The sequence below is a fragment of the Methylobacterium sp. UNC300MFChir4.1 genome (genome assembly GCF_900110155.1).
Classification (GTDB): domain Bacteria; phylum Pseudomonadota; class Alphaproteobacteria; order Rhizobiales; family Beijerinckiaceae; genus Methylobacterium.
Window position 1 is genome coordinate 138,947 of sequence record NZ_FOCS01000004.1, and the last position, 25,146, is coordinate 164,092.

Consider the following 25,146-nt stretch of genomic DNA (forward strand, 5'->3'; position numbering starts at 1 on the left):
CCCGCGCCGGACGCGGACTCTCTCGACATGTCAGGGGGTCATAGGACGCGGACCGCCGCCCGTCGACCATGCGGGAGCGCACAGGGCCGCACGGGTCCGAAGGCGCGCCCAGCCGCAAGTCCGCGTCACGCCGCCCGCCCCCGCCGGCCCTCGACCAGCCACATGGCGAGCAGGGCGGCCGCCAGCGCGGCCAGCGCCGCGAGGCCGAGCGCCAGCGGGTAGACCTCAACGCCGCGGATGTTGGCGCTGTCGCTCGGCCGGAAGCCGATCCAGTCGCTGCCGGCGAGGCGGCCGCCGCGCACCAGCGCGAGGCGCGGCACCTGGATGCCGCCCGACTCGGCGACCCGGCGGACCGAGCCGCCCGACCCGTCGGCCGCGGCCTTCAGGCGCTCGGTGTCGCTGAACACGTCGGCGAGCTCGCGCGGGTTGGCCGGCCCGACGCTGACGAAGGCCACGAGGTTGCCCGACCGCAGGGTGTGCAGGCCCAGGGTCTCCGCGTCGAAGGTCGCGGTGAACAGGCCGGGCTCCTGGGGCTTGAGCGTCAGCGTCGTCACCTTGCCGGTGGGGCCCGTCACTGTGACCGGCTCGGCCTGATCCGCCATCGTCTGGCGCTCGACCCGCACCTCGCGGCCGCGCCCGGTGGTCTGGGCGCGCAGCGCCTCCTCCTCCAGGGCCGGCTCCTTCATCAGCCAGTGGCCGAGGCGGCGCAGCAGGTCGAGATAGGGGCCGCCCTCCTGGTAGCCCCGCGCCCAGAGCCAGGCGTGGTCGGACAGGAGCAGGGCGACGCGGCCCTTGTCCTCGCGCGACAGCGCGAGCAGCGGCAGGCCCTCGGCCCCCGACAGGATCGGCTGGATTCCCGGCCGGGTCCGGGCCTCGACGATGCGCAGCCAGTCGCCCCAGGCGGGCGGGTTCGCGTCCGAGCCCGGCAGGGCGCGGGTCACCGGGTGGCGCTGGCCGACCTGCGTCGGCGTCGCCTTGTAGGGCTTCTCGACGACCCGGCCGTCGGGGTCACCGGGCAGGATGCCGGCGAGCCGGGTGCGGGCGAGGCTCGCCGGTCCGGCGAATTCGGGGCCGGCGGCGATCAGCAGGGCGCCGCCCTCGCGGACGTAGCGGACGATGTTGTCGAAATAGGCCTGCGGCAGCACGCTCTGATTGGCGTAGCGGTCGAAGATGATCAGGTCGAAGTCCTTGATCTTCTGGACGAACAGCTCGCGCGTCGGGAAGGCGATCAGGGAGAGTTCCGAGATCGGCGTGCCGTCCTGCTTCTCCGGCGGCCGCAGGATGGTGAAGTGGACGAGGTCGACGTTGGCGTCCGACTTCAGGAGGTTGCGCCAGGTGCGCTCGCCCTGGTGCGGCTCGCCGGAGACGAGCAGCACCCGGAGCTTCTCGCGGATGCCCTCGATCGGCAGGACCGCCCGGTTGTTGACCGTGGTGAGCTCGCCCGGCAGCGGCTCGACCTCGATCTCCACCACGTTCGGGCCGCCGTGCTCGATGCGCAGGTTGAGGGCGAACGGCTTGTCGGTGGCGACGTCCCGCCGGCCGATCTCCTCGCCGTCGCGGCGCACGGTGACGACCGCGTGGCCGGTCCCGCCGCGCTCCATGACCTCGGCGCGGATCGTCAGGTCCTTGCCGACGATGCCGAAGCGCGGCGCCTCCAGGAGCTTGATCTGCCGGTCGCGCTCGTCCGGGTGTCCCGTGACGAGGACGTGGAGCGGCGCCTTGATGCCGAGCTGCGCCAGCGAGGACGGGATGTCGTGCACCACGCCGTCGGTGAGCATCACGATCCCGGCGAGGCGCTCCGGCGGGACGTCGGCCAGCGCCTGGCTCAGGGCCGTGAACAGCTTGGTGCCGTCGTCGCCGTCCTTGGAATCGGGCACGTCGATGAAGCGGGGCTCGATATCGGTGAGCGCACCGAACCGGCGCTGCAACTCGGCGCGGACCGCGTCGGTCATCTGCGGCCGGTCGCCGAGCTGCTGGGACCCGGACCGGTCGACCACGATGGCGGCCACGTCCTTCACAGGCTCCCGGTCCTCGCGCACCAGCGCCGGGTTGGTGAGCGCCGCCAGAACCAGGGCGAGGACGAGGACGCGCAGCAGCGCGGTGCGGCCCCGGGCCAGGACGGCGAACACCGCCAGGACGGCGACGATCGCTCCGAGGACGGCGATGGCCGGCCAGGGCAGGAGGGGCGTGAAGCTGAGGCTCAGCATGGGGCGGAGCGCTCCGGATCCGTGAGGCGGCGCCGCGCCTCATTCCATGAACCGCCACGCTCACGCGGCGGCGCGGGCAGGCGCGACGGGCTCCTTCTCCCGCGCGGGAGAGGGCTGGGGTGAGGGTTGGGAAGGTACAGGCTCGAGCACGCCGTCGATGTGCCGGCAGGGAGCGCCGCGTCCGGGGAGATCTGGCCCCTCACCGTATCCCTCTCCCGCACGGGAGAGGGGACCCGCGCCCCGTCCTGCCGACGCGGCGCCGCGCGCGCGCTTCGAATCTGCAGGCATGCAGAGGAGGGAGGGGAGGCGGCCGCGCGCCGTGTGTCCGAACCGATCACTGCCCCAGCCGCTCCAGCAGCGCGGGCACGTGGACCTGGTCCGCCTTGTAGTTCCCGGTGAGCGTGTACATCACGATGTTCACGCCACCCCGGAACGCCATCTCGCGCTGGCGCTGGTCGCCGCCCACGATCGGGTAGAGCGGCTCGCCCCGGCGTCCCACCGCCCAGGCGGCGGCGAGGTCGTTGCCGGTGATGATGATCGGGCTCACACCGTCGCCGGCGCGGGCCGGGCGGCGCTCGGCGCCTTCCGCGGCCGGCGGCAAAGCCTCCACCCAGGTCTGGCCCGTGGCATAGCGGCCGGGGAAGCTGTCCACGAGGTAGAAGGCCTTGGTCAGCACGTGGTCGAGGGGCACCGGCTCCAGTTCCGGCACCTCGAGCGTCGCCAGCATCTTCCGGAGATAGGCTCCCTCCGGGGTGGGCGGCCCGCCCGGCCGCGCGGTGAGCGCGTCGCGGGTGTCGAACAGGACCGTGCCACCGTTGCGCATGAACGCGTCGATCTTGCGGATCGCGACGTCCGAGGGCTGCGGCCGGTTCGGGGCGATCGGCCAGTAGATCAGCGGGTAGAAGGCCAGCTCGTCCTTCGCCGGATCGATCCCGGCCGGCTCGCCCGGCTCCAGCGCGGTGCGCGCGGCCAGCATCTGGGTCAGGCCGGTGAGGCCGGTGCGGCTCGCCTCGTCGACGGCGGCGTCGCCCGTGATCACGTAGGCGAGGCGCGTGACCAGCGCCGACTCGATGCCGTTCGGTCGGTTGGCCGGCGGCTCCTCCGCGCGGACCGGGCGCGCCGGCAGGGCGGCGAGCAGGACGAGGCCGGCGAGGGCCAGCACGGCCGGCCGGCCGCGCAGGCGGGCCGCCAGACCGCCGCGGCGCAGGAAGCCGCCGAGCCACAGCCCCGCCAGGGTGTCGAGCGCCAGCAGCAGCAGCGCCAGGGTGAACAGGCTGGGCCGCAGGTCCAGGGTCTCGGCGCCGGCGAGGGATCCGAACCGGGCGCCCTCGAGCGCGGCGGTGTCGAGGGGCTTCAGCCGGTCATCCGGTTTCAGGGCGTTCACGCTGATGCCTCCGTCCGGCGGGCCGTAGAAGCCCGGCGGATGTTCGAGGTTCGCCCGGTCGGCGTAGTCGGCCGACACCGCGGTGGCCGAGGCCGGCGGCGATCCCAGCGCGCCGAACCCGTCCAGCGTCACCCGCGGCGCGAGCACCGGGGCCGCGGCCCGCGTCGCGTCCCCCTGGACCGGCGCCGCGGCGCCGGCCAGCGCCACGACGCGCCGGAGCATGTCGATGAACAGGCCGGAGAGCGGCAGGTTCGACCACGTCGTGTCGGCGGTCACGTGGAACAGCACGATCGTGCCCTGGCCGCGCTTCTGCGCGGTGACGATCGGCGTGCCGTCCTGGAGCGACGCCCAGGTCCGGTTCGGCAGGTCGCCGTCCGGCTCGGCCAGGATCTGGCGGCGCACGCCGATATCGGCCGGCGGCGTCAGGCCCGCGAAGGGGCTCTCGGGCGGGAACGGGGCCAGGGTCTTGGGGCTGTCCCAGGAGAGCGTGCCGCCGAGCGTCCGGCCGCCCCGCCGCAGCCGCACGGGCACGAGCGGATCGTTGCCGGCGGCGAGCCGCGGGCCGGCGAAGCGCAGCAGCATCCCGCCGTCCTTCACGAAGCTCTCGATCCGCGCGGTGGTCTTCTCGTCGAGCGCGCCGACATCGGCCAGCACGAGGACCGAGACCTGATTGTCGAGGAGCTGGTTGATCGAGTCCGCCGTGCCCTTGGCGCCTCGGGGCTCCTGCACGTCCGCGAAGGGCTGGAGCGCCCGCGACAGGTAGTAGGTCGGCGCCAGGAGCGGCTGCGCCTGGTCGAGGGTGCCGCCGAACACGAGCCCGACCCGGCGGCGCTTGCCGCGCTCGTCCTGCAGCACCACGGCGCCGGCCGAGCGCTCGCCCGCGATCTCCAGCCGGCTGATGCTGTTGCGCAGCTCCACCGGCATCTCGAAGGCCGCGTCCGCCTCGGTGGCGTCGGCTCCGAAGGCGAAGTCGCGCTCGGCGAGCGGCAGGCCCTTCTGGTCGAGCGCCCGGATCACGCCCGCGTCGCGCCCGTTCGGCGCCGCCCGCAGGACGTGGGTCACGAGCTTGCCGGCGTTCTCGGTGGCGGTGAGGGCGAGGGCCGGCGGCCTGTCGGCCCGCAGCACCGTGAGGGCCGCGCCCCTGTCGCCCGCGAGGTCGGCGAGCCCCTTGGCGAAGCGCGTGTCGCCCGCGCCGGCGACGCCGTCGCTGATCCAGACGAGGCCGGCGCCCCGGTTCTTGTCGAGGAAGGTCTCGATCGTCGCGAGATGCGCGTCGCGGGCGGGGAGGATCGGGCGCGGCGCGAGGGCGCGCAGGCGCTCCAGGGCGGCGGCCGGCGTCTTCGCCTCGAAGGCCGCGGGGGCGTCGGCGAGGCCGATCACCGCGACGGGCCGTCCGTCCCGGGCGGCGCCCTCGACCGCGTCGGTGGCGACGCGCAGGCGGTCGCGCCAGTCGTGGGCGGCCGGGAAGCCGTTGTCGAGGAGCACGAGGAGCGCGCTGCGGCCACCGCCGGCCCCGACGCCCCCGGCGTTCCAGACCGGGCCGGCGACCGCGAGGATCAGGGCGGCGGCGATCAGGAGCCGCAGGATCAGCAGCCAGGGCGGCGTCCGGGCCGGGGTCTGCCGCTGCGGGATCAGGTCGGCGACGAGCTTCAGCGGCGGGAAGTCGATCCGGCGGGGGCGCGGCGGGGTCACCCGCAGCAGGAACCACAGGGCCGGCAGGCCGATCAGGGCGGCGAGCGCCAGCGGCGCCGCGAAGGTCAGACCCAGCATGGCGGCCTCACTCGGTGCCGCGGGCGGCGATCAGCGTGGCGAGCCGCAGGGCCGCCTCGCTCGCCGGCCGGTCGGTGCGGTGGATCGTCAGCGTCCAACCCTGTCCGCGGGCGATGGACGCCAGCGCGGCCCGGTGCTCGGCGATCCGGGCGCGGTAGCGCGCGCCCCAGGCGTCGGCGTCGCCGATATCGAGGCTGAGGCCGCCCTCGAGATCGTGCAGGACGGCCTGGCCGGTGAACGGGAAGGTCTCCTCGATCGGGTCCGCCACCATGAGGAGATGGCCGCGGCTGCCGCGGCCGGCGAGGCTCTGCACCGAGGCCGCGATCCGGTCGGGCTCGGTCAGGAAGTCGCCGATCAGCACCACCTCGTCGAAGCGGGCGGGGCTGGCCCGGGGCGGCAGGTCCTGGGTGAGGCCGGCCGTGTCGGCCACGAGCGCCTGGGCCAGGCGCTCGACGATCCCGCGGGAGGCGCTCGCGCGGGTCAGGCCGAGCAGGCCCACCCGCTCGCCGCCCTCCACGAAGGCGTCGGCCAGGGCGAGGCCCAGGATCAGGGCGCGCTCGATCTTCGGGGCCGAGGCGAGGTCCGACACGAAGCCCATCGAGGCCGAGCGGTCGATCCACAGCCAGATGTTGTGGGCGGCCTCCCATTCGCGCTCGCGGACGTAGAGCCGGTCGTCGCGGGCCGAGCGGCGCCAGTCGACGCGGGCCGCGGCCTCGCCGGTGACGAAGGGGCGGAACTGCCAGAAGCTCTCGCCCGGCCCGGCGCGGCGGCGGCCGTGGAGGCCGTGGGCCAGCAGGCTCGACACGCGGCGCGCCTCCAGGACGAGGCGGGGCATCTTGTCGGAGAGGGCGGTCGCGCCCTCGCTCTCGCGCCGGCCGGGGGTGCGCCTGCCGGCGTCGAGGGCGTTCGTCGCGACCAAAGTCAGAGCTTCTCCGCGAGCTTGGCGATCAGGCCCTCGATGGTCTCGCCGTCGGCGCGGGCGGTGTAGCTCAGCGCCATCCGGTGCTTGAGCACCGGCTCGGCGAGCGCCTTCACGTCGGCCACCGACGGCGCGACCCGGCCCTCGATCAGCGCCCGGGCGCGGGCGGCGAGCGTCAGCGCCTGGCTGGCGCGGGGGCCGGGCCCCCAGAGGAGCTTGTCCTTCACGATGGCGTCGCCGCTGTCCGGCCGGGCGGCGCGCACGAGGTCGAGGATCGCCTCGACCACGGCCTCGCCCACCGGCAGCCGGCGCACGAGGCGCTGGGCGGTGAGCAGCTGCTCGGTGGACATCACGGCCCGCGGGCGCGCCTCGTCCACGCCGGTGGTCTCGATCAGGATCCGCCGCTCGGCGGCGCGGTCGGGGTAGCCGACGTCGATCTCCAGGAGGAAGCGGTCGAGCTGCGCCTCGGGCAGGGGATAGGTACCCTCCTGCTCGATCGGATTCTGGGTGGCGAGCACGTGGAACGGCCGCGGAAGGTCGTGGCGGGCGCCCGCCACCGAGACGTGGCCCTCCTGCATGGCCTGCAGCAGCGCCGACTGCGTGCGCGGGCTCGCCCGGTTGATCTCGTCGGCCATCAGGAGCTGGGTGAAGACCGGCCCCTGCACGAACCGGAAGGCCCGGCGGCGCTCGGCGTCCTCCTCCAGGATCTCGGTGCCGAGGATGTCGGAGGGCATCAGGTCGGGCGTGAACTGCACGCGCCGCGCGTCGAGGCCCAGCACCGTGCCCAGCGTCTCGACCAACTTGGTCTTGGCGAGGCCCGGCAGGCCGACCAGCAGGCCGTGGCCGCCGGCCAGGATGGTCACGAGTGCGAGATCGACCACTTTCTCCTGGCCGAAGATCACCCCGTGAATCGCCTCCCGCGCCGCGCCGACGTCGGCGAGGCAGCTCTCCGCCGTCGCCACGATGCCGTCGTCCAGGGTGGTGGCCGGGTTGATCCCCTGCGTCATGCCGATATCCATCTCCTGCCCGGGCCCCGCGGGACCCGCCGGCCAATCCCGCAAGTGTGGGGCTTCAGGTGCCGGGCTGGCAAGGTCGGGATCGCCGCACGCCCGTTCGCGGCCGCGTTGGCGGCGTCCGGCGCCCTCGCCGAGACCGGAGCCGCCCGCGATGGGTCGGACGCCGATCCCGCCCCGCTCTTGGCGTGGGCGACCCGGACCTTTAGGAAGGCGCCCAAGCCGGGGCGATCCTCACCCGCGACCGCCGGACCGGCCGAACCCTCTGATGTCTCTCGCGGATCGCGGCGTGGGCAGCTTTGCGGGCTTCCCGCGTATCCGGACCTGACCATGCGCCTTCGAGATGTGTTCGTCGTCGGATCGTCGGAGAAGGCCGGCCTCGCCGGCGCGGCGCAGTCCCTCGCGCGCCCGTTGACCCGGCGCCTCAAGGGCCGCCGCCGCACCGAACCCCGCCAGGCGGACCTCGTCCGCGCGGTCAAGGAATCCGGCCTGTTCGACCCGGCCTGGTACGCGAGGCGCTACCCCGACGTGGTCGGCGAGGGGATCGATCCGGCGGTGCACTACGCGGTCCATGGCGGGCGCGAGGGGCGCTGGCCGCACCCGCTCTTCCACGGCGACCTCTACCTCGACTCCGTCCCGGGCCTCCGGGCCGAGGGCACCAACCCGCTGCTCCACTTCCTCGACCGCGGTGCCGCGGCGGGCATCCGCCCCAACCCGCTGTTCGATCCGGACTGGTACGCGACGCGCTACCTCGGCGGCGCGGAGCACCGCGCCCGGGCGTTCTCCGACTTCCTGTCGCGCAGCGACACCGACCCGTCGCCTCAGTTCGACACCGCCTGGTACCTGTCCCGCTACCCGGATGCCCGCGCGGCCGGCGGCAACGCGCTGAGCCACTTCTTCGAGACCGGCCGGAAGCAGGGCTACCTGCGCAACCCGGAGGAGTTCGCCGGCCTGTCGCGGCACGTCGACCTGATCAGGCGGTCGGGCCTGTTCGACGCCGCGTTCTACCGCGAGCGCTGCCCCGAGGCCGAGACCAGCGGGCTCGAGCCCCTGGAGCACTACGTGATGGCCGGCGGCTACCGCCGCTACGCGCCGCACCCGCTGTTCGATCCCGACTGGTACGCGGCCCAGTCCGCCGCGGTGCGGGCCGACAGCCTCAACCCGCTGGTCCATTACCTGGAGCACGGCGCCGCCGAGGGCCTCGACCCGGGGCCCTGGTTCGCCACGCGCTGGTACACCGAGACCTACCTTGAAGACGACGCGGCCGGGCAGAACCCGCTGGCGCATTTCCTCGCCGATGGCGGGCGCACGACGAGCCCGTCGCCCCGCTTCGACGCGCCCTGGTACCGCGCCCGCTACCCGAAGGTCGCGGCGCTGGGCCTCAACCCGCTGATCGACTACGTCACCACCGGCCTGGAGGCGGGCCGCCTGACCCGCCGCGTCCCCGGGGCCGCGGTGCCGGAAGCCTCCGACGCGCGCCTCTCCTGCCTGAAGCGCGAGCCCCGGCGGCACGGCCGCACGGCCCTGTTCATCACCCACTGCCCCGAGGGGCGGATCCGCGGCCACGTCGAGCCGTACCTGCGGGCGTTCGCGGAGAACGGGACCGACCTCGTCCTGATCATCGCCGCCGACCAGCACAAGAACGCCGTGCCGCAGGCGATCCTGGATCTCTGCGCCTCGGTCTACCTGCGCGAGAACAGCGGCTTCGACTTCGCCGCCTGGGCGCATGTCCTCCTAGAGGACACCGACCTCCTCGATTCCGAGACGCTCTACCTCGCCAACGACAGCCTCGTCGGGCCCCTCGACCGCGACGACTTCGCCGGCCTGCTCGCCAAGATCGACGCCTTCCCGGAGGCGGTGATCGGCCTCGCCGACAATTTCTACTACAGCCACCACCTCCAGAGCTTCTTCCTGGCCCTGAAGCGGCGCTGCCTGTCCTCGTACGCGTTCAACCACTTCCTCCTGTCGGTGGCGAACTGGCCGGACAAGAACGCGGTCATCACCGAGTACGAGCTGACCTTCTCGCAGCGGATGCGGGCGGCCGGGCTCGGCATGCGCAGCCTGTTCTCGGCCCAGAACAAGCACATGTCGCTGGTCAACGACCCGCGCAACAACCGCACCCTGTTCGACTGGGAGAACATGCTCAGCCAGGGCTTCCCGTTCGTGAAGCGCTCGCTGCTGGGCGAGCACGCCGCGATCGGCGGGGCGGCGGTGCGGGAGGCGATCGCCGAGCGCGGCTTCGACCTCGACCGGCTCGACGTGACCTACACGTATCCGGGGGCCAGGATCTGGGCCGACCTGCGCCGGCCCCGGGCGCCGGAGCGGCCGCAGCGCGTCGCCTACGTCTCGCCGATGAACTACGCCAACGGCCTCGGCGTCGCGGCCCGCAGCTACGCCCGCGCCCTGCATCGGACCCCCTTCGCGCTGAACGTCCACCCGATGGAGCGGCCGTTCCACGTCCACGCCCGGGTGGCGCCGGCGTGGCAGGCCCGGACCTTCTCGGGCCCCGCCGACGTCGCGCTGGTCCATTTCAACGGCGACAGCTGGCACTCGCTGATGAGCGACCGGCAGCGGGCGATCGCCGCCGAGGCGCGGCTGAAGATCGGGCTGTTCGTCTGGGAGACCTCGCACGTGCCCGGGGGCTGGCTGCCGACCGTCGACGGCCTCGACGCGATCTGGGCGCCCACGGAGTTCTGCGCGGCGATCTTCCGGCAGATCACCGACATCCCGGTCGACGTCGTGCCCTACGTGGTCGAGAACGAGGCCGGCGAGCCGGTGAGCGCCGCCGCCAAGGCGAACCTGCGCAAGGCCTTCGCGATCGACCCGTCCAAGCGGGTGATCCTCTACGCCTTTGACGGCTCCAGCTACCTCGCCCGCAAGAATCCGCACGCGCTGATCCGGGCCTTCCGGGCGGCGGGTCTCGGGCAGGCCGGCTGGCAGCTCGTGCTCAAGACCAAGCACGTGTTCGACCTGCCCGAGGAGGGCAAGAAGCTCCTCGACCTCGTGGGCACGTCCGGCGACGTCGTGGTGATCGACCAGCCGCTCTCCCAGAACGAGCTCGGCGCGCTGTTCGATCTCTGCGCGGTCTACGCCTCGTCGCACTCCTCGGAGGGCTTCGGCCTGACGATCGCCGAGGCGATGGAGATGGGCAAGGTCGTGGTCGCCACCGATTACGGCGGCTGCCGCGACTTCCTCGACGCCACCTGCGGCTTCCCCGTGAAGGCCGAGGTCACGGCCCTCGACCAGACCTACGGCCCGTACCTGCGCGGCGCCGAGTGGGGCCAGGTGGACGAGGCGGACCTCACCCGGGCCCTCAACGACGCGGCCCGGGCGGTGACCGGCGGCGACGCGGCCCGGATCGGCGCCGCCGCCCGGGCCCGCATCCGCGAGCGGCTGTCCATCGGCGCGGTGGCGCGGGCCATGGAGGCGAGCCTGATCCGCCTCCTGGCCGCCGAACGGTCCTGAATCCCCGGAGACGCGACCCGTGTTGAAGAAGAAGCCGGTCCCGGCCCCGTCGGCCTCCTGGGGCACGCTCCCGTGGCCGGACGCGATCCTGCCGCTGCCCCTCGACGGGCAACTCCGCCCCCTCGACGAGCGCCGGCTCGCCCAGGTCGCTTCCGGCCAGTTCCCCGCCTGCCGGGCGATCTTCGTCGCGCCCGCGGCCTCCGAGCTGCGCCCCGACCTCGCGGCGCACCTGACGCGCGCGCTGGCGGAGCGGCCCGATATCGGCATCTTCTACGGCGACGACGCCGTGGTGGACGGCGCCGGCCAGGTCCGCAGCGTCCACTGCAAGCCGGCCTTCAACCCGGCCCTCCTGATGGCCGACGACTATATCGGCTTCCCGCTGCTGATCCGCGTCTCGGCCCTGGCCGGCCTGAGCCCCGATTTCGGCCTGCGCCACGGCAGCGCCGCGTGGTTCCGATTCCTGCTCGGCGCGATCTCCGCGGGGATCGGCATCGACCGGATCCCCCAGACCCTGATCGCCTCGCCGCTGGAGCGCCCGAAGGCGACGCGCACGGCGCGCGCCCACGCCCTCGACCGCTGGTTCGAGGCCTCCGGCATGCCGCTGCGCACCGCCCCGGGGCTGACCCCGGACACGCTGGAGATCCGCCGGAGCTTCGACGCGCGGCCGGCCGTGACCCTGGTCGTGCCGACCAACCAGAGCCGCCCGAAGGACGATCAGGGCCGCGCCGTCGAGGGCGCCAAGCCCCACGTGATCAACCTGCTCGACAGTCTCGGCCGCAGCACCTACCCGGCCGACCGGATCCGCGTGCTGATCGGCGACGACGTGGCCGACGACGCGATCTACCGCGGCCGCTCCGACCGCTTCACCGTGACCCGCCTGCTGACGACCCGGGCTCCGGGCGAGCGGTTCAACTACGCGGCCAAGATGAACACGCTCTGGCGCGCGGCCGAGACCGACCTCGTCATCCTGATGAACGACGACCTCGTCGTGCGCCGGCCCGGCTGGATCGAGGCGCTCCTGACCTTCGCGCTGGACCGCGGCGTCGGCGGCGCCGGCGGCCGGCTGCTGTTCCCCACGGGCAAGATCCAGCATGCCGGCATGACCGGCGGCATCTTCGACGTGTTCGCCCACCCCTGGTACAACCGGGACGCGGCTGAGCCGACCTACGGCGACTGGGCCCTGACGCAGCGCGACTGCTCGGCGGTGACCGGGGCGCTCTTCGCCACCCGCAAGGCGGTGCTCGAGGCGGTCAACGGCTTCGACGAGGGCTTCGCCCTCGACTTCAACGACGTCGACCTGTGCCTGAAGATGCGGCAGCTCGGCTACCGCATCGTCTACACGCCCTTCGCCGAGATGGCGCACCACGAGAGCGCCTCGCGGCAGACCAGCTTTGCGCCGGGCTCGCAGATCGCCCGCTTCCTGCGCCGCTGGGGCGACGTCATCGCGGAGGATCCGGCCTACAGCCCGCAGCTGCGCATCGACACCGACGTGGTCGCCCCGCGGGCCGACGCGACGCGCTGGATCTCGGAGCGCCGGGCGGACGCCGCCTGAGCGGCCCCGGATCCGGCGCGCCCGGGTTAAGCTAAACGCGCGAAGTTCGGCGCGGCGGCCTGGAACGGGGCAGTCCGAGCCTCTACCCATCTTGGCGGATGCGCGGACGGAACCGTCCGCGCCGGGGTGGGGAGCCCAACGTGAAGAAGCCGCTCACCGCCGCCGCCCTCCTCGTCGGCCTCGCCCTGGTCGGCCTCGCGGCGGAGATCCGGCTGCACGAGCGGGGTCGTCCCGTCGCCAGCACGGCGGTCCGGTCCGGCGGCGCCGCCTTCGCCCCGGCGCCGATCCCGGCGGACTGGGTCGTCTCCGGCGACCCCGTCACCGAGGTCGCGGAGGTCTCGCAGACCCATGACGGCAGCGCGCAGGTCTACCTCTGGCGCACCACGGCCAGCACGTTCCGCTGGACCCACCACGCCGACGAGATCATCACCATCCTCGACGGCGAGGTCTTCGTCACCGACGCCGACGGCAGCCGCCACCACCTGACGCCGGGCGACGTGGCGCATTTCCCGGTCGGGTCCGTCCAGCTCTGGGAGGTGCCGAGGACGCTCCTGAAATCGGCGATCCTCAAGCACCGCAGCCCGACCCTGATCGAGGCGTCCCTGCGGTGGCTGCGCCGGGCGCGGGCGCTCGTCGCCGGATGAGGCGCGGGCGCCGGCGGCATCCGCCGCGCCGAGCCGACGAGGCGTAATACTAGGTTGAATCCCGCGCTCCGGTGACACGGCTTGCTAAGGCTCGGCGCGGCATCATCGGCGTTCCGACGCCGCGAACCGACCCGATGGCTCCATCCCGCGACCTGCAGCTCGACGCCGCGCGCGGCCTTGCCGTGCTGCTGGTCCTCCTCGGCCACCTGCTGCAGCCCGTCTTCTACGGCCCGTCGGGGCTCGAGCCGGGGCCGGCCCTCGCGGTCTGGCGGGTCATATACGCCTTCCACATGCCGTTCTTCTTCCTGCTCTGCGGGATGGTCGACCGGATCAAGGGCGAGGCGAGTCTCGGCGAAGCCTGCCGCTCCGCGCTGCGGCTCGTGGCGGTGGCGCTGGCGTTCGGCACCCTCGCGCTGGTCCCCCAGGCCCTCGCCGGCACCCTGTCGCCCGGTGACGCGCTGCGCGCCGCTCTCTACGGCCGCGACTTCGGCCTGGGCGTGCTCTGGTTCCTGGTCGCCCTGGGGCTGGTGCGGGTGATCGACGCCGCGGCGCGCGCGGCGACCTTCCCGGGCGGCTACTGGCTCGTCCTGGGCGGCGCCCTGGCCCTGTCGTGGACCTGCAGCGCGCGGGCGTTCCCGTACTGGCAGGTCCACGCGCTCGTGGGCGCCCTGCCGTTCTACGTTGCGGGCCTGCGGCTCGGGCCACGGGTGTTCGACGTGTCGGCGCTGCTCGGCGCCTGCGGCCTCGCCGTGCTCCTGCTCTGCGCGCCGCGGAACTTCGTCCACGTCGCGGCCGGGCAGTACGGCGACCCGGCGCTGTTCGCCGTGACGGCCACGGCGGGCTCGGCGTTCGCGCTGGCGGTCGCCGGCCGGCTGCGCGGCCCGCCGCGCGCCGCGGCCGGCCTGCTGGGGCGGGCGAGCTTCGAACTCTACATCGTCAGCGGCGTCTTCCTCCTCCTGGCGCCGCACTGGCCCGCCTGGGACCGGTGGGACGGCCTGGTGCTGCTCGCCGCAATCGGCCTGCCCCTGCACCTGATCGCGGCTCGCGGGCTGCGCGGGCCGATCCGGGCCGTCCGCGCGGCCGCCGACAGTGTTGTCGACGGCTTGGTCGACGGGCTCGCCGGCCGCCGGCGTCGCGCGCGGCCGGGCTTGTCCGGGGCGGATCCTTAAGACTTGTGCGGGACGATCCGCCGGCATTCCGGCCGCAAGACCCTCGATGACAGCGCCACACGCCAGGGGCCCCGATGTTCGCTGAGCGCCCGCGCGGCGGCGTCGGCGCGTGGCCCCTCATCGCCGCCACGCTGGTCGCCACGATCGTCTGGATGGCGGTCGCCGGGCTGCACTTCGCCTGGGACAGCGCCCTCGTCACCCTCGCGGCCTGCGGCGGGCTCGAGGCCCTGGCGTGGGTCTACCGCACGCGACGCCCCGAGCCGCGCATCGCCGCGACGCTCAGCGCGCTGGCGCAGGTCATCGCCTTCAGCGCCTGCGCGGCCGCGCTGTCGTACACCGTCGCGAGCACTGGCGGCCCGCTCTGGGATTCGACCTTCGACGCCTGGGACCGGCGGCTCGGACTGGACTGGCGCGCCTACCTCGCCTTCGTGGACGGCCATCCGCGGCTCGGGCTGGCGCTCTCGCTGGCCTACCGGAGCCTGATCCTGCAGACCATGCTGGCGGTCATCCTGCTGGGCTTCAGCGGTCGGCTGCGGGCCCTGCGGGACTTCGTCCTGGCCTTCGCCCTCGCCGGCACGGTGACGGTCCTGATCTCCGCGCTGACGCCGGCCCTGGCCAACTTCGTCTTCCTGGGCCTGTCCCCGGCGGACTTCCCCAACCTGCACCCGGCCGCGTCCTACGTCCACGTCGCGGACCTGACCGGCCTGCGCGACGGCACGCTCCGGACGATCTCCCTCGACCACGTCGAAGGCATCATCACGTTCCCGAGCTTCCACGCGGCGCTGGGCGCCCTCTACATCTGGGCCTTCTGGCACCTGCGCGCGGCCCGGATCCCGGCCCTCCTCGTCAACGTCCTCCTCATCGCCGCCACGCCGATCGACGGCGGCCACTACTTCGTCGACGTGATCGCCGGGCTGGTCATCGCCGTCCTGGCGATCTGCGCCGCGCGGGCGCTCGGGCGGCGGCGGGCCGCGGACGCGCTCCGCCCCGGAGCGCGCGAGGGCGGACCCGCGCCCGGGCGGGCCTGACGCGCGCGGCCCGCGGGCGTCTCAGAGCGCCTCGCCCCGCATCAGCCGGGGCCGCGAGTCGCGCGCGGCCGCGGCCTCGCCGATGAAGAAGCGCTTGAGCCCCGGCAGCCTGTCCACGATCCCGAGGCCGAGGTCGCGGGCGAGCCGCAGCGGCAGGGCGTCGTTCGAGAACAGCCGGTTCAGCCCGTCGGTCGCCGCCGCCATGGCGAAGCTGTCGAAGCGCCGGGCGCGCTCGTAGGCGCGCAGCACGTCGGGGCTGCCGGGGTCGAGGCCGAGGCGCAGCGCGCCGGTCACGGATTCGGCCAGCGCCGCGGCGTCCGCGAGCCCGAGATTGAGGCCCTGGCCGGCGATCGGGTGGATCACGTGCGCCGCGTCGCCCAGCAGGGCGAGGCGCTCGGCGCGGAAGGCGCGGGCGATGCCGAAGGCGAGGGGGTGACGGCTGGGGCCGTGCTCCAGCGCGAGCGCGCCGAGATCCAGGGTGAACCGGCGCTCGATCTCGGCGAGCACCTCGTCGGGGCCGCCGGAGAGCAGGGCCTCGGCGTCGTCCGACCGCTCGGTCCAGACGATGGAGGAGCGGTGCCCCAGGGGGCCGCCGTCCCGCAGCGGCAGGATCGCGAACGGGCCCGCGGGCAGGAAGTGCTCGAAGGCGCGGCCTTCGTGCGGCCGGGCGTGGCCGATCGTCGCCACGATCCCGACCTGCGGGTAGGACCAGCCGACCCAGCCGATCCGCGCCGCCTCGCGCAGCCGCGAGCGCGCGCCGTCGGCGGCCACCAGCAGGTCGCCCCGCAGGGTCTCGCCGGTGGTGAGCGCCGCGCGGATCGCGGCCCCCTCCGGCACCGCGCGCACCACCCCGGCGGCGACGATCGCGACCCCCGCCGCCCGGCAGGCCTCCGCGAGGGCCGCGGCGAGCGGCTCGGCCTCGATCATGTGGGCGAAGGGCTCGCCGTCGTCGCGCTCCGCGTCCGCCTCGCGGCCGAAGGTCAGGAAGACCGGCCGCACCGGGTCGGCGAGGCGGCTGTCGCTGATCACCATCTCGCCGATCGGCTCGGCCGCGTCGGCGACCCGGGCCCACAGGCCGAGGCGCTCCAGCATCCGCCGCCCGCCCGCCGCGAGGGCGTAGGCGCGGCCGCGATGCCGAGCGGGGTCGGCGGCGCCCGGATCGATGACCGTCACGGCCAGCGCCGGCCCGTGGGCCTGCTTCAGGGCGAGGGCCAGGGCGAGGCTGGGCAGGCCGCCGCCGGCGATCAGGAGGCTGCGGCTGCCGGGGCGAGGCGTCTCGGCCGTCATCGGGGCGGATCTCCTAGGGGTCCAGCGCGGGACGCGTGGATTGGTTCGTCCGAAAAGCCTATGTCGCACGCGGGCAACGAACGGAAACCCCGCGGGTCATGACCGACGCCAACACCGACGCGATGACGGACGCCGTCGCCGAGCTGATCGCCATCCTCGACCTGGAGCGCCTGGAGGTCGACCTGTTCCGCGGCCAGAACCCTAAGACAGGCTGGCGGCGCGTCTTCGGCGGGCAGGTGGTGGCGCAGGCCCTGGTCGCCGCGACCCGGACGGTGCCCGACGACCGTCCCGCCCACTCCCTCCACGCCTACTTCATGCTGCCCGGCGACCCGCGCACGCCCATCGTCTACGAGGTCGAGCGGATCCGGGACGGGCGGAGCTTCACGACCCGCCGGGTCAAGGCGATCCAGCACGGGCGCGCGATCTTCGCCACGACGGTGTCCTATCAGGTCGTCGAGGAGGGGCTCACGCACCAGCCGGCGATGCCGGCGGTGGCCGGGCCCGAGGGGCTCCTCGACGGCAAGGCCCTGGCGGCGGCCGGCGGCACCGGGATGCCGGAGGCGATCGCCGCCTATTTCGGCCGCGAGCGGCCGATCGCCTTGCGGCCGGTCGATCTGAACCGCTACCTGCCCGCCGGCGCGGGCGGCCGGGCGCCGGACCCGATCTTCAATGTCTGGCTGCGCGCGGCCTCGGCGCTGCCGGACGATCCGGCACTCCACCGGGCCGTGCTGGCCTACGCGTCCGACATGACCCTGCTCGACGTCTCGCTGATCCCGCACGCGCGCTCGGTGTTCGACCCGACGATCCAGGCGGCGAGCCTCGACCACGCGCTCTGGTTCCACCGGCCCGTGAAGATCGACGACTGGCTGCTCTACGCCCAGGACAGCCCGGTCGCGGGCGGCGCCCGCGGCTTCGCCCGGGGCCAGATCTTCGACCGGGCCGGCAACCTCGTGGCGTCGGTGGCGCAGGAGGGTCTGATCCGCCCGACGCGGGATTAAAACGCGTTGCCGCGCGTGTGTTGCCGGCACGCAACGGGGCGAGATGCACGGAATTGGGCAGATTGCCTCGTGTTTGTGCGGCGGCGCGACCGGACCTGCCCGCGATCTGGCCGCATCGGGCTAATCGATGGGCAAAATGGCGACCGGCGAAAATGTTCCCGGTCAAGCTTGTCTGGCATAGTCCTTGAATAGCGGCCTTCGACCGCGGGTCATCCCGAGCCTGCGGACGGTCCGGGTCGGCTCGTCCCGCAGGTCGGGTGACGGCAACGGTTCCCGAAGACTTCGAAGGGGGCGTCGCCCATGAAAATCGTGATGGCCATCATCAAGCCGTTCAAGCTCGAAGAGGTGCGCGACGCGCTCACCGGAATCGGCGTGCACGGCCTGACGGTGACGGAGGTGAAGGGTTATGGCCGCCAGAAGGGCCACACCGAGATCTACCGCGGCGCGGAATACGCCGTCAGCTTCCTGCCGAAGCTGAAGATCGAGGTCGCCGTCGCCTCGGACCTGACGTCCAGCGTGATCGACGCCATCGCGGGGGCCGCGCGGACCGGCCAGATCGGCGACGGCAAGATCTTCGTGATGCCGCTGGAGAAGGCGGTGCGCATCCGGACCGGCGAGACCGACGCCGACGCCCTCTGATCCGCGGCCCGGTGCGCCCGGGCCCGCCGATCCCCAGACCTCCTGAAACACTACGGACTTGAGACCGGGAGCCACGTGCCCATGAAACTTCGTCATGCCCTCATGCTCGGCTTGGGAGGGGCGGCGATCGCCGCCCTCCTGATCGAGCCGTCCCTCGCGCAGACCCCGACACCGGAAGCCGCCTCGCCGCCGCCCTCGCCGATCCCCAACAAGGGCGACACGGCCTGGATGATGATCTCGTCGGCCCTGGTGCTGATGATGAGCATCCCGGGCCTCGCGCTGTTCTACGGCGGCCTCGTGCGCACCAAGAACATGCTGTCGGTGCTGACCCAGGTGTTCGCGATCGTGTCGATCGTCGGCCTGCTCTGGGTGTTCTACGGCTACAGCCTCGCCTTCACCAGCGGCGGCGGCCTCAACGACTTCGTCGGCGGCCTCTCGAAGGCCTTCCTGAAGGGCGTCGACGCGAACTCGACGGTCGCGACCTTCTCGAACGGCGTCGTGATCCCGGAATACGCCTATCTGTGCTTCCAGATGACGTTCGCCATGATCACGCCCGCGCTGATCGTCGGCGCCTTCGCCGAGCGGATGAAGTTCTCCGCGCTGGTGGTGTTCACGATCCTCTGGGTCACGATCATCTACTTCCCGATGGCCCACATGGTCTGGTACTGGGCCGGCCCGGACGCCGTCGGCAACGCCGCGAAGGCGCTGGCCGCCGCCACCGACGACGCCTCGAAGGCGACCGCCCAGGCGGCCCTCGACGCGGTCAACAAGGATGCCGGCTTCCTCTTCCAGAAGGGCGCCCTCGACTTCGCGGGCGGCACGGTCGTGCACATCAACGCGGGCATCGCCGGCTTCGTCGGCTGCCTGATCATGGGCAAGCGCATCGGCTACGGCCGCGACCTGCTCGCCCCGCACTCCCTGACCATGACGATGATCGGCGCCTCGCTGCTGTGGGTCGGCTGGTTCGGCTTCAACGCCGGCTCGAACCTCGAGTCCAACGGCACCGCCGCCCTCGCGATGCTCAACACCTTCGTGGCGACCTGCGCCGCCGCGGTGGCGTGGCTGTTCGCCGAGTGGGCCCTCAAGGGCAAGCCGTCCCTGCTCGGCATGCTGTCGGGCGCGGTCGCCGGCCTCGTCGCGGTCACCCCGGCCTCCGGCTTCGCCGGCCCGATGGGCTCGATCGTGCTCGGCCTCGTCGCCGGCGTGGTCTGCTTCGTGATGTGCTCCACCGTGAAGAACGCGCTGGGCTACGACGACTCGCTGGACGTCTTCGGCGTCCACTGCGTCGGCGGCATCCTGGGCGCGCTGGCGACCGGCATCCTGGTCGACCCGAACCTCGGCGGCGTCGGCATCCCCGACTACACCTCGAAGCCGGGCGAGCTCGCCGTCGGTGCCTACGACATGATGAGCCAGCTCATCGTCCAGGCGGAGGCGGTCGGCCTGACCCTGCTGTGGTCGGGCATCGGCTCGGCGATCCTCTACAAGCTCGTCGATGTGACGATCGGCCTGCGCGTCACGCAGGAGGAGGAGCGCGAGGGTCTCGACATCGCCGATCACGGCGAGCGCGCCTACAACTACTGAGACGGACGGCGCGGCCCCGCGGGGCCGCGTCTCCCGAACGAGAAAACCCCGGCTCCGCGAGGACCGGGGTTTTCTGTCGCGTCAGGCCGTCATCGCGAGCGCAGCGAAGCGACCCAGGGCAACGCTGCGGCTGGACGTGGTGCGCTGCCCCGGATTGCTCCGCTCCGCTCGCAAGGACGATGCGGGGCGGCGATCGGGCATCGACCCCGAAGCCTTCACGCCGCCCGCGTCAGCGCCGCCTTCTCCTCCGCGAAGGCCCAGTCGAGCCAGGGTGTCAGCGCTTCCAGATCCGAGGTCTCCACGGTGGCGCCGCACCAGATCCGCAGGCCCGCCGGCGCGTCGCGGTAGGCGCCGATGTCGAGGGCGACGCCCTCGCGGTCGAGGCGCTCGACGATCCCCGCCGCGAAGGCCGAGACCGCCGCGTCGCCGCGGGCGAGCACGTCCGGATCGGCGATCACGAGGCAGACGCCCGTGTTCGAGTAGCTCGCGGGATCGGCGGCCAGCGGCGCGATCCAGGGCGTGCGCGCGACCCAGTCGTAGACGACCTTCGCGTTGGCGTCGGCCCGCGCGTGCAGCGCCTTCAGGCCGCCGATCCGCTCGGCCCAGTCCAGGGTGTCGAGGTAGTCCTCGACGGCCAGCATCGAGGGCGTGTTGATCGTGTCGCCCTTGAAGATGCCCTCGATCAGCTTGCCGTCCTTGGTGAGGCGGAAGATCTTCGGCAGCGGCCAGGACGGCGTGTGGCTCTCCAGCCGCGCCACGGCGCGGGGCGAGAGGATCAGCATGCCGTGCGCCGCCTCGCCGCCCATCACCTTCTGCCAGGAGAAGGTCACGACATCGAGCTTGTCCCAGGGCAGGGGTTGGGCGAAGGCCGCCGAGGTCGCGTCGCAGATCGTCAGGCCCTCGCGGTCGGCCGCGATCCAGTCGCCGTCCGGCACCTTCACGCCGGCCGCGGTGCCGTTCCAGGTGAAGACCACGTCGCTGTTCTTCGTGTCGATCGCCGCGAGGTCCGGCAGGATCCCGTAGGGCGTCTGGTGGATGCGCGGCGCGATCTTGAGCTGCTTCAGCGCGTCCGTGACCCACTCCTTGCCGAACGCCTCCCAGGCGGCGACCGCGACGGGCTTCGGCCCGAGCATCGTCCACATCGCCATCTCGACGGCGCCGGTGTCGGAGGCCGGCACGATGCCGATCCGGTAGTCGGCGGGCACCTGCAGGACCGTGCGGGTCAGGTCGATCGCCCGGCCGAGCTTGGCCTTGCCGAGGGGGGAGCGGTGCGACCGGCCGAGGGCGGCGTCGGCCAGCGCGGCCGGGGTCCAGCCGGGGCGCTTGGCGCAGGGGCCGGAGGAGAAGTAGGGCACGCGCGGGCGCTGCGTGGGGCGGCTGGTCATGGCGGATCCATCCTTGCAGAGGGCCGCGCTCCCGGGGGAGGCGCGTCCCGGCTCGCGCATGCGCCGAAACCGGCCGGCTTGCAAGCGCCCGTCCCGGCGGCAGTCTTCGCGGCGCTGCCCCCGGTCGGGACACGGCCCCGGGCGGCGGGGAACAGTCGATTAATCCGGGCCCGTTAGCCTTAATGAGGTGCCGCGTAGCGTTTGAGGTGCGCCGATGACTTTCCACAGCGCCGCGATATTGGCGGTCTGGTCCGTTCTACTCTTGGTTATTGGGGCCTTAATTCCCCGCCTCCTGCAGGCGAGCCGGACACCGCGGCTGGTGCCGCAGCCGCTGCGGCTCGACCCGCCGGATTACGACCGCGACGGCCCGGTGATCGACCTCGAGCCGGCCTGACCGGGGCTGCCCCCGGGGCGCAGGTCCGGGCGCCGCTCGGCGGTGATCCGCTCGGCCTCCGCCCGCCGCCAGCGGGCGATGGCGGCGTGGTTGCCGCCGGAGAGGACGTCCGGGATCGCGCGGCCCTCCCAGTCGCGGGGGCGCGTGTAGTGCGGGTACTCGAGGAGCCCGCCCTCGAAGCTCTCCTCGACGCCGGATTCCACCTTGCCCATCACGCCGGGCAGGAGGCGCACGCAGGCGTCCAGAACCACCAGCGCGGCGATCTCGCCGCCGGACAGCACGTAGTCGCCGATCGAGACCTCCTCCAGGCCGCGCCCGGCGATCACGCGCTCGTCGACGCCCTCGAAGCGGCCGCAGACGATCAGCGCGCCCGGTCCCGCCGCGAGGTCGCGCACCCGGGCCTGGGTGAGCGGCCGGCCGCGGGGCGACATCAGCAGGCGCGGGCGCGGGTCGACGGCCCCGGTCGCGGCGTCGTAAGTCGCGGCGTCGATGGCGGCGCCGAGCACGTCGCAGCGCAGGACCATCCCGGCCCCGCCGCCCGCCGGCGTGTCGTCCACCGAGCGGTGGCGGCCGAGGCCGTGCGCGCGGATGTTGCGGGCCTCCAGGGTCCAGTCGCCCCGCGCCAGGGCGTCGCCCGACAGGGACACGCCCAGCGGGCCCGGGAACATCTCCGGGTAGAGGGTGAGGATCGTGGCCCGCCAGGGCGTGTCCGCGCGCGTCATGGCGCTTGATGGCGCGCGGGGTGCGGCACGGTCAACGGGGCCGGCACCGTCGGCGCGCCCCGCGGGTTGTCGGCCATGATCCGCGCCCTCGCCCTCCTCGCGGCCGCTGCCGCCACCGCTGCCCTGGCCGGCCCGGCCCGCGCCGCCGAGCCGCTGGCGCCCCCGGGCGCGCCCGCCGCCGCCTTCCCCAGGCCCGACCGGCCCGTGGCCGAGATCGTCGCGCCGCGCTGGTCCTCGGAGGCCGAGCGCGACAGGGCGGGCGAGTTCGAGCAGGTGGCCGAGGGGATGGGCATCGCGCCCGGCGAGACGGTGGCGGATATCGGCGCCGGCAGCGGCTACTACGCGGTGCGGTTGAGCCCCCGGGTCGGGCCGCGGGGCCGCGTGCTCGCCGAGGACGTGACGCCGTCCTACCTGGCGGCCTTAGAAGCGGGTGAAGGTGCTCGGGAACGTCACGGTCGTGCGCGGCGAGCCGCACGACCCGCGCCTGCCCCCGGCCTCGGTGGACGCGGCGATCCTCGTCCACATGTACCACGAGATCACCCAGCCCTTCGGTCTGCTCCACAACCTCGCCGCCGCGATGCGCCCGGGCGCCCGGGTCGGGATCGTCGACGCCGACGCGATCCCGTCGCGGCACGGCACGCCGCCGGCGCTCCTGCGCTGCGAGCTCGCCGCCGCGGGCTACCGCGAGACCGGCTTCCGGCCGCTCGCGGACGGGGCCTACCTGGCAATCTTCGCGGCGCCCGCGCCGGAGGCGCGCCCGAGGCCGGAGACGGTCCGGCCCTGCCGCGACGACGCGACGGCGCGGTAGAAGTGGCTCAGGATCGCCAGCGCAGCTCGCGGCGCTCCAGCGGGTTGACGAACGGGCGCCCGTCGCGGGCCGATTCCAGGGCCTCGCGCTTCAGCCGGAAATACCATTGCGAGGGCAGGTCGCCCTGGCCGAACAGCACCATGGTGGGCTTGCGGTCGAGCCCGTCCTGCGCGTGCTGGAGCACCTGCTGGTCCTGGGTCAGGAACTGCCGCATCAGCGGGCGCGCGACCGGCTTGAGCAGGTTCAGGGCCGGCATGCTCCAGTAGAGGGCGTTGGTGAGCAGCGTCCGGTCCGGCGTCAGCGGCGTCGCGAAGGTGTAGTTCGCCACCCGCTTCGCCCCCGCGCGGATGCGCTCCAGGCGCACGCCGGGCAGGCGGAACTCGATCTCGACCTCGGGGACGCCGCCGAGCAGGCGGTAGACCGGCGAACTCGTCGTGGTGGCGTGGCTCGTCATCACGAAGCCGTGCGGCACCGGCTGGAAGGTCTTCACCTTCTCGCGGAGCTGCTTCGACGGCCGGAACCACCACGAATCGTGGACGAAGGCGACGTGCCCGGGATCGACGAGGCTCAGCGTCGTCAGGTCGAAGGAGGCCTCGACCTCCAGCTCGACCACGAGGGAGCCGGCGGGCTCGAAATCCAGCTCCGGCACCTCCGGCACCTCCGGCACCGAGCCCGCGGCCGGGCCGAGATGCGGGTTGACCCAGAGGAAGCCGGCGCTCTCCCGCACGGGGAAGCGCTGCACCTGGATGCGCGAGAAGTCGGCGGCGTCGTGCTCCGACAGGGTCGGGACGTCGCGGCAGCGCCCATCGGTGCCGAAGCGCCAGCCGTGGAACGGGCACATCAGGGTGTCGCCGGCGAAGCGGCCCTTCGACAGGGCCATGCCGCGGTGGGGGCAGCGGTCGCGCAGCGCGAAGGGCGCGCCGTCGGGGGCGCGGCCCAGGACGATCTGCTCGCCGTTCAGCGCCACGGCCCGCAGGGCCGACCGGCCGCCCGCCCTGCCGAGGCTCCGGGACTGCCCGACGCAGTACCACGCGTTGCCGAGCGGCTGGCGCATCGCGTCGGGATCGAGCGCGGCCTCGTCGGCAGGGCGCGGCGGGTTGGCGAAGGGCGCGTTCAAGGCGGTTCGGGCAGACCTCGGGGCGCCCGTCATACGCCCGGCTGCCGGGACGGGGAAGCGCCGGGCCGGGGAGGACAAACGGGCGCAGGCGCGGGGCTTCACAAGCCGGGCGCGGCCACCTACCTTCGCCTCACCCGCAACCAACGAAAGGAGGTGATCCAGTGTCTCATTGTCATCAGCCGTGTGTCTCGGCTCATCGGACCTGGACCGTCGCCTCCGGCGCGTCGCTCTAAGACGCGTCAGAGACCCGATCTCGGGACAGTTCCGCCGGACAACACGGTTCGGCAATGGAAGGGCCACCCTCTCGGGTGGCCCTTCGGCGTTTCAGGGTCCGGACATGCGGTCGGCGGCGCTCATCGCCGCTCAGCGCCGCTGGGACTGGAACAGCGGCTGGGCCAGCGCCTCGGTCCGGGCGCGCCACAGGTCGCGCTCTTCGCGCAGGGCGTCGCGCTCGCCGGCCAGGGTCAGCCGCTCGGCCCGCAGGGCGTCTCGCTCGGCGATCGCCCGGTCGCGCTCGGCGCGCAGCTCCTCGCGCTCGGCCCGGAAGCGCTCCCGCTCGCCGCGGAACTCCTCGCGCTCGACGCGGACGTCCTCCTGCTCGGCCCGGAGATCCTCCAGGGAGCCGATCTCGTCGCGGATATGCTCGCGGAGCGTCCGGATCTCGTCGGCCAGGATGGCCTGCAGCTCGTCCTGGCGCTCGGCCTCGACGCGGAGCCGGGCCTTCAGCATCAGGTTCTCGGCCATCAGCTCGGCGATGTCGGGATCCTCGGCCGCGGCCCGCGGCGCCTCGGGGGCGGGGACGACGCGGGGCGACCACGCCGTCTCCCCGCCGCGCGGCCGCTTCGCCTCGGGCAGGGTCTCCTCGGGCCGGGTATCGCCGCGGGCCTCGGCCGGCGCCTGGGCCTTCATCGCCGTCAGCCAGTCGCGGAGCGGACCGGTCGCGGGAAAGCTGCCGGACTCGGTCGGCGAGTGAGAGCGGGCGGGTTCCGACATCGGCGGGCGTCCTGATCGAATATGGCCCGAAGACAATCCCAACATGCTTAACGATCGGTAAAAGTTAACAC

The 25,146-nt window shown here is 73.5% G+C and carries 17 protein-coding genes and 1 pseudogene; 9 read left to right on the forward strand and 9 right to left on the reverse strand.

Annotated features, from left to right (window positions below; all coding sequences use genetic code 11):
• Positions 1–125 precede the first annotated feature (125 nt).
• The 4 genes from BMY19_RS08175 to BMY19_RS08190 form a co-directional block, all read right to left on the reverse strand.
• On the reverse strand, positions 126–2,207 hold the full coding sequence (locus BMY19_RS08175; protein ID WP_100251396.1) for a hypothetical protein: 2,082 nt from the start codon (positions 2,205–2,207) through the stop codon (positions 126–128).
• A 334-nt stretch (positions 2,208–2,541) separates the two neighbouring features.
• Positions 2,542–5,361, reverse strand: coding sequence for a DUF4159 domain-containing protein (locus tag BMY19_RS08180; RefSeq protein ID WP_100251397.1), 2,820 nt, complete (start codon positions 5,359–5,361; stop codon positions 2,542–2,544).
• A 7-nt stretch (positions 5,362–5,368) separates the two neighbouring features.
• Positions 5,369–6,280 carry a DUF58 domain-containing protein gene (locus BMY19_RS08185; RefSeq protein ID WP_091679560.1) on the reverse strand — a complete coding sequence of 304 codons (912 nt, stop codon included), beginning with the start codon at positions 6,278–6,280 and terminating at the stop codon, positions 5,369–5,371.
• Positions 6,281–6,282: 2 nt separating this feature from the next.
• Positions 6,283–7,287 carry an AAA family ATPase gene (locus tag BMY19_RS08190; protein ID WP_100251474.1) on the reverse strand — a complete coding sequence of 335 codons (1,005 nt, stop codon included), beginning with the start codon at positions 7,285–7,287 and terminating at the stop codon, positions 6,283–6,285.
• A 336-nt stretch (positions 7,288–7,623) separates the two neighbouring features.
• Here BMY19_RS08190 and BMY19_RS08195 point away from each other — a divergent pair, with 336 nt between their 5' ends.
• From BMY19_RS08195 to BMY19_RS08215, 5 genes are all read left to right on the forward strand, one after another.
• Positions 7,624–10,758, forward strand: a complete 3,135-nt coding sequence (locus BMY19_RS08195; RefSeq protein ID WP_100251398.1) for a rhamnan synthesis F family protein — start codon at positions 7,624–7,626, stop codon at positions 10,756–10,758.
• 19 nt (positions 10,759–10,777) lie between these two features.
• On the forward strand, positions 10,778–12,310 hold the full coding sequence (locus tag BMY19_RS08200) for a glycosyltransferase family 2 protein (RefSeq protein WP_100251399.1): 1,533 nt from the start codon (positions 10,778–10,780) through the stop codon (positions 12,308–12,310).
• A 140-nt stretch (positions 12,311–12,450) separates the two neighbouring features.
• Positions 12,451–12,954, forward strand: a complete 504-nt coding sequence (locus BMY19_RS08205; protein WP_100251400.1) for a cupin domain-containing protein — start codon at positions 12,451–12,453, stop codon at positions 12,952–12,954.
• A 134-nt stretch (positions 12,955–13,088) separates the two neighbouring features.
• Positions 13,089–14,123 carry an acyltransferase family protein gene (locus BMY19_RS08210; RefSeq protein WP_100251401.1) on the forward strand — a complete coding sequence of 345 codons (1,035 nt, stop codon included), beginning with the start codon at positions 13,089–13,091 and terminating at the stop codon, positions 14,121–14,123.
• Between the two features lie 74 nt (positions 14,124–14,197).
• On the forward strand, positions 14,198–15,151 hold the full coding sequence (locus BMY19_RS08215) for a phosphatase PAP2 family protein (RefSeq protein WP_100251402.1): 954 nt from the start codon (positions 14,198–14,200) through the stop codon (positions 15,149–15,151).
• Positions 15,152–15,172: 21 nt separating this feature from the next.
• Here the strand turns inward: BMY19_RS08215 and BMY19_RS08220 are convergent, their stop codons facing one another.
• Entirely contained in the window at positions 15,173–16,438 is a 1,266-nt protein-coding gene (locus tag BMY19_RS08220; protein WP_100251403.1) for an FAD-dependent monooxygenase, read from the reverse strand.
• A 98-nt stretch (positions 16,439–16,536) separates the two neighbouring features.
• On the opposite strand from BMY19_RS08220, the gene tesB reads away from it, so the two are divergent.
• From tesB to BMY19_RS08235, 3 genes are all read left to right on the forward strand, one after another.
• Positions 16,537–17,436 carry an acyl-CoA thioesterase II gene (tesB, locus tag BMY19_RS08225; protein WP_091976800.1) on the forward strand — a complete coding sequence of 300 codons (900 nt, stop codon included), beginning with the start codon at positions 16,537–16,539 and terminating at the stop codon, positions 17,434–17,436.
• Positions 17,437–17,736: 300 nt separating this feature from the next.
• Positions 17,737–18,075: a P-II family nitrogen regulator gene (locus tag BMY19_RS08230; RefSeq protein WP_010683623.1), complete on the forward strand. Its 339-nt coding sequence runs from the start codon at positions 17,737–17,739 to the stop codon at positions 18,073–18,075.
• 81 nt (positions 18,076–18,156) lie between these two features.
• Entirely contained in the window at positions 18,157–19,656 is a 1,500-nt protein-coding gene (locus BMY19_RS08235) for an ammonium transporter (protein WP_100251404.1), read from the forward strand.
• A 215-nt stretch (positions 19,657–19,871) separates the two neighbouring features.
• Here BMY19_RS08235 and BMY19_RS08240 read toward each other — a convergent pair whose 3' ends face one another.
• Complete coding sequence (locus BMY19_RS08240) at positions 19,872–21,041, reverse strand: phosphoserine transaminase (protein WP_100251405.1); 1,170 nt, start codon at positions 21,039–21,041, stop codon at positions 19,872–19,874.
• Positions 21,042–21,392: 351 nt separating this feature from the next.
• The gene (gene trmD, locus BMY19_RS08250) at positions 21,393–22,157 is read right to left on the reverse strand and encodes a tRNA (guanosine(37)-N1)-methyltransferase TrmD (protein ID WP_100251406.1); all 765 of its coding nucleotides are present in this window, start codon (positions 22,155–22,157) and stop codon (positions 21,393–21,395) included.
• Between the two features lie 75 nt (positions 22,158–22,232).
• On the opposite strand from trmD, the pseudogene BMY19_RS08255 reads away from it, so the two are divergent.
• Positions 22,233–22,965 (forward strand): annotated as a pseudogene (locus BMY19_RS08255) (class I SAM-dependent methyltransferase).
• A 7-nt stretch (positions 22,966–22,972) separates the two neighbouring features.
• On the opposite strand, the gene BMY19_RS08260 reads toward BMY19_RS08255, so the two are convergent.
• The gene (locus BMY19_RS08260; RefSeq protein WP_100251407.1) at positions 22,973–24,115 is read right to left on the reverse strand and encodes an aromatic ring-hydroxylating oxygenase subunit alpha; all 1,143 of its coding nucleotides are present in this window, start codon (positions 24,113–24,115) and stop codon (positions 22,973–22,975) included.
• 330 nt (positions 24,116–24,445) lie between these two features.
• A complete protein-coding gene (locus tag BMY19_RS08265) occupies positions 24,446–25,075 on the reverse strand; it encodes an ATPase (protein WP_100251408.1) in 630 nt (209 codons plus the stop codon).
• Positions 25,076–25,146: the final 71 nt, after the last annotated feature.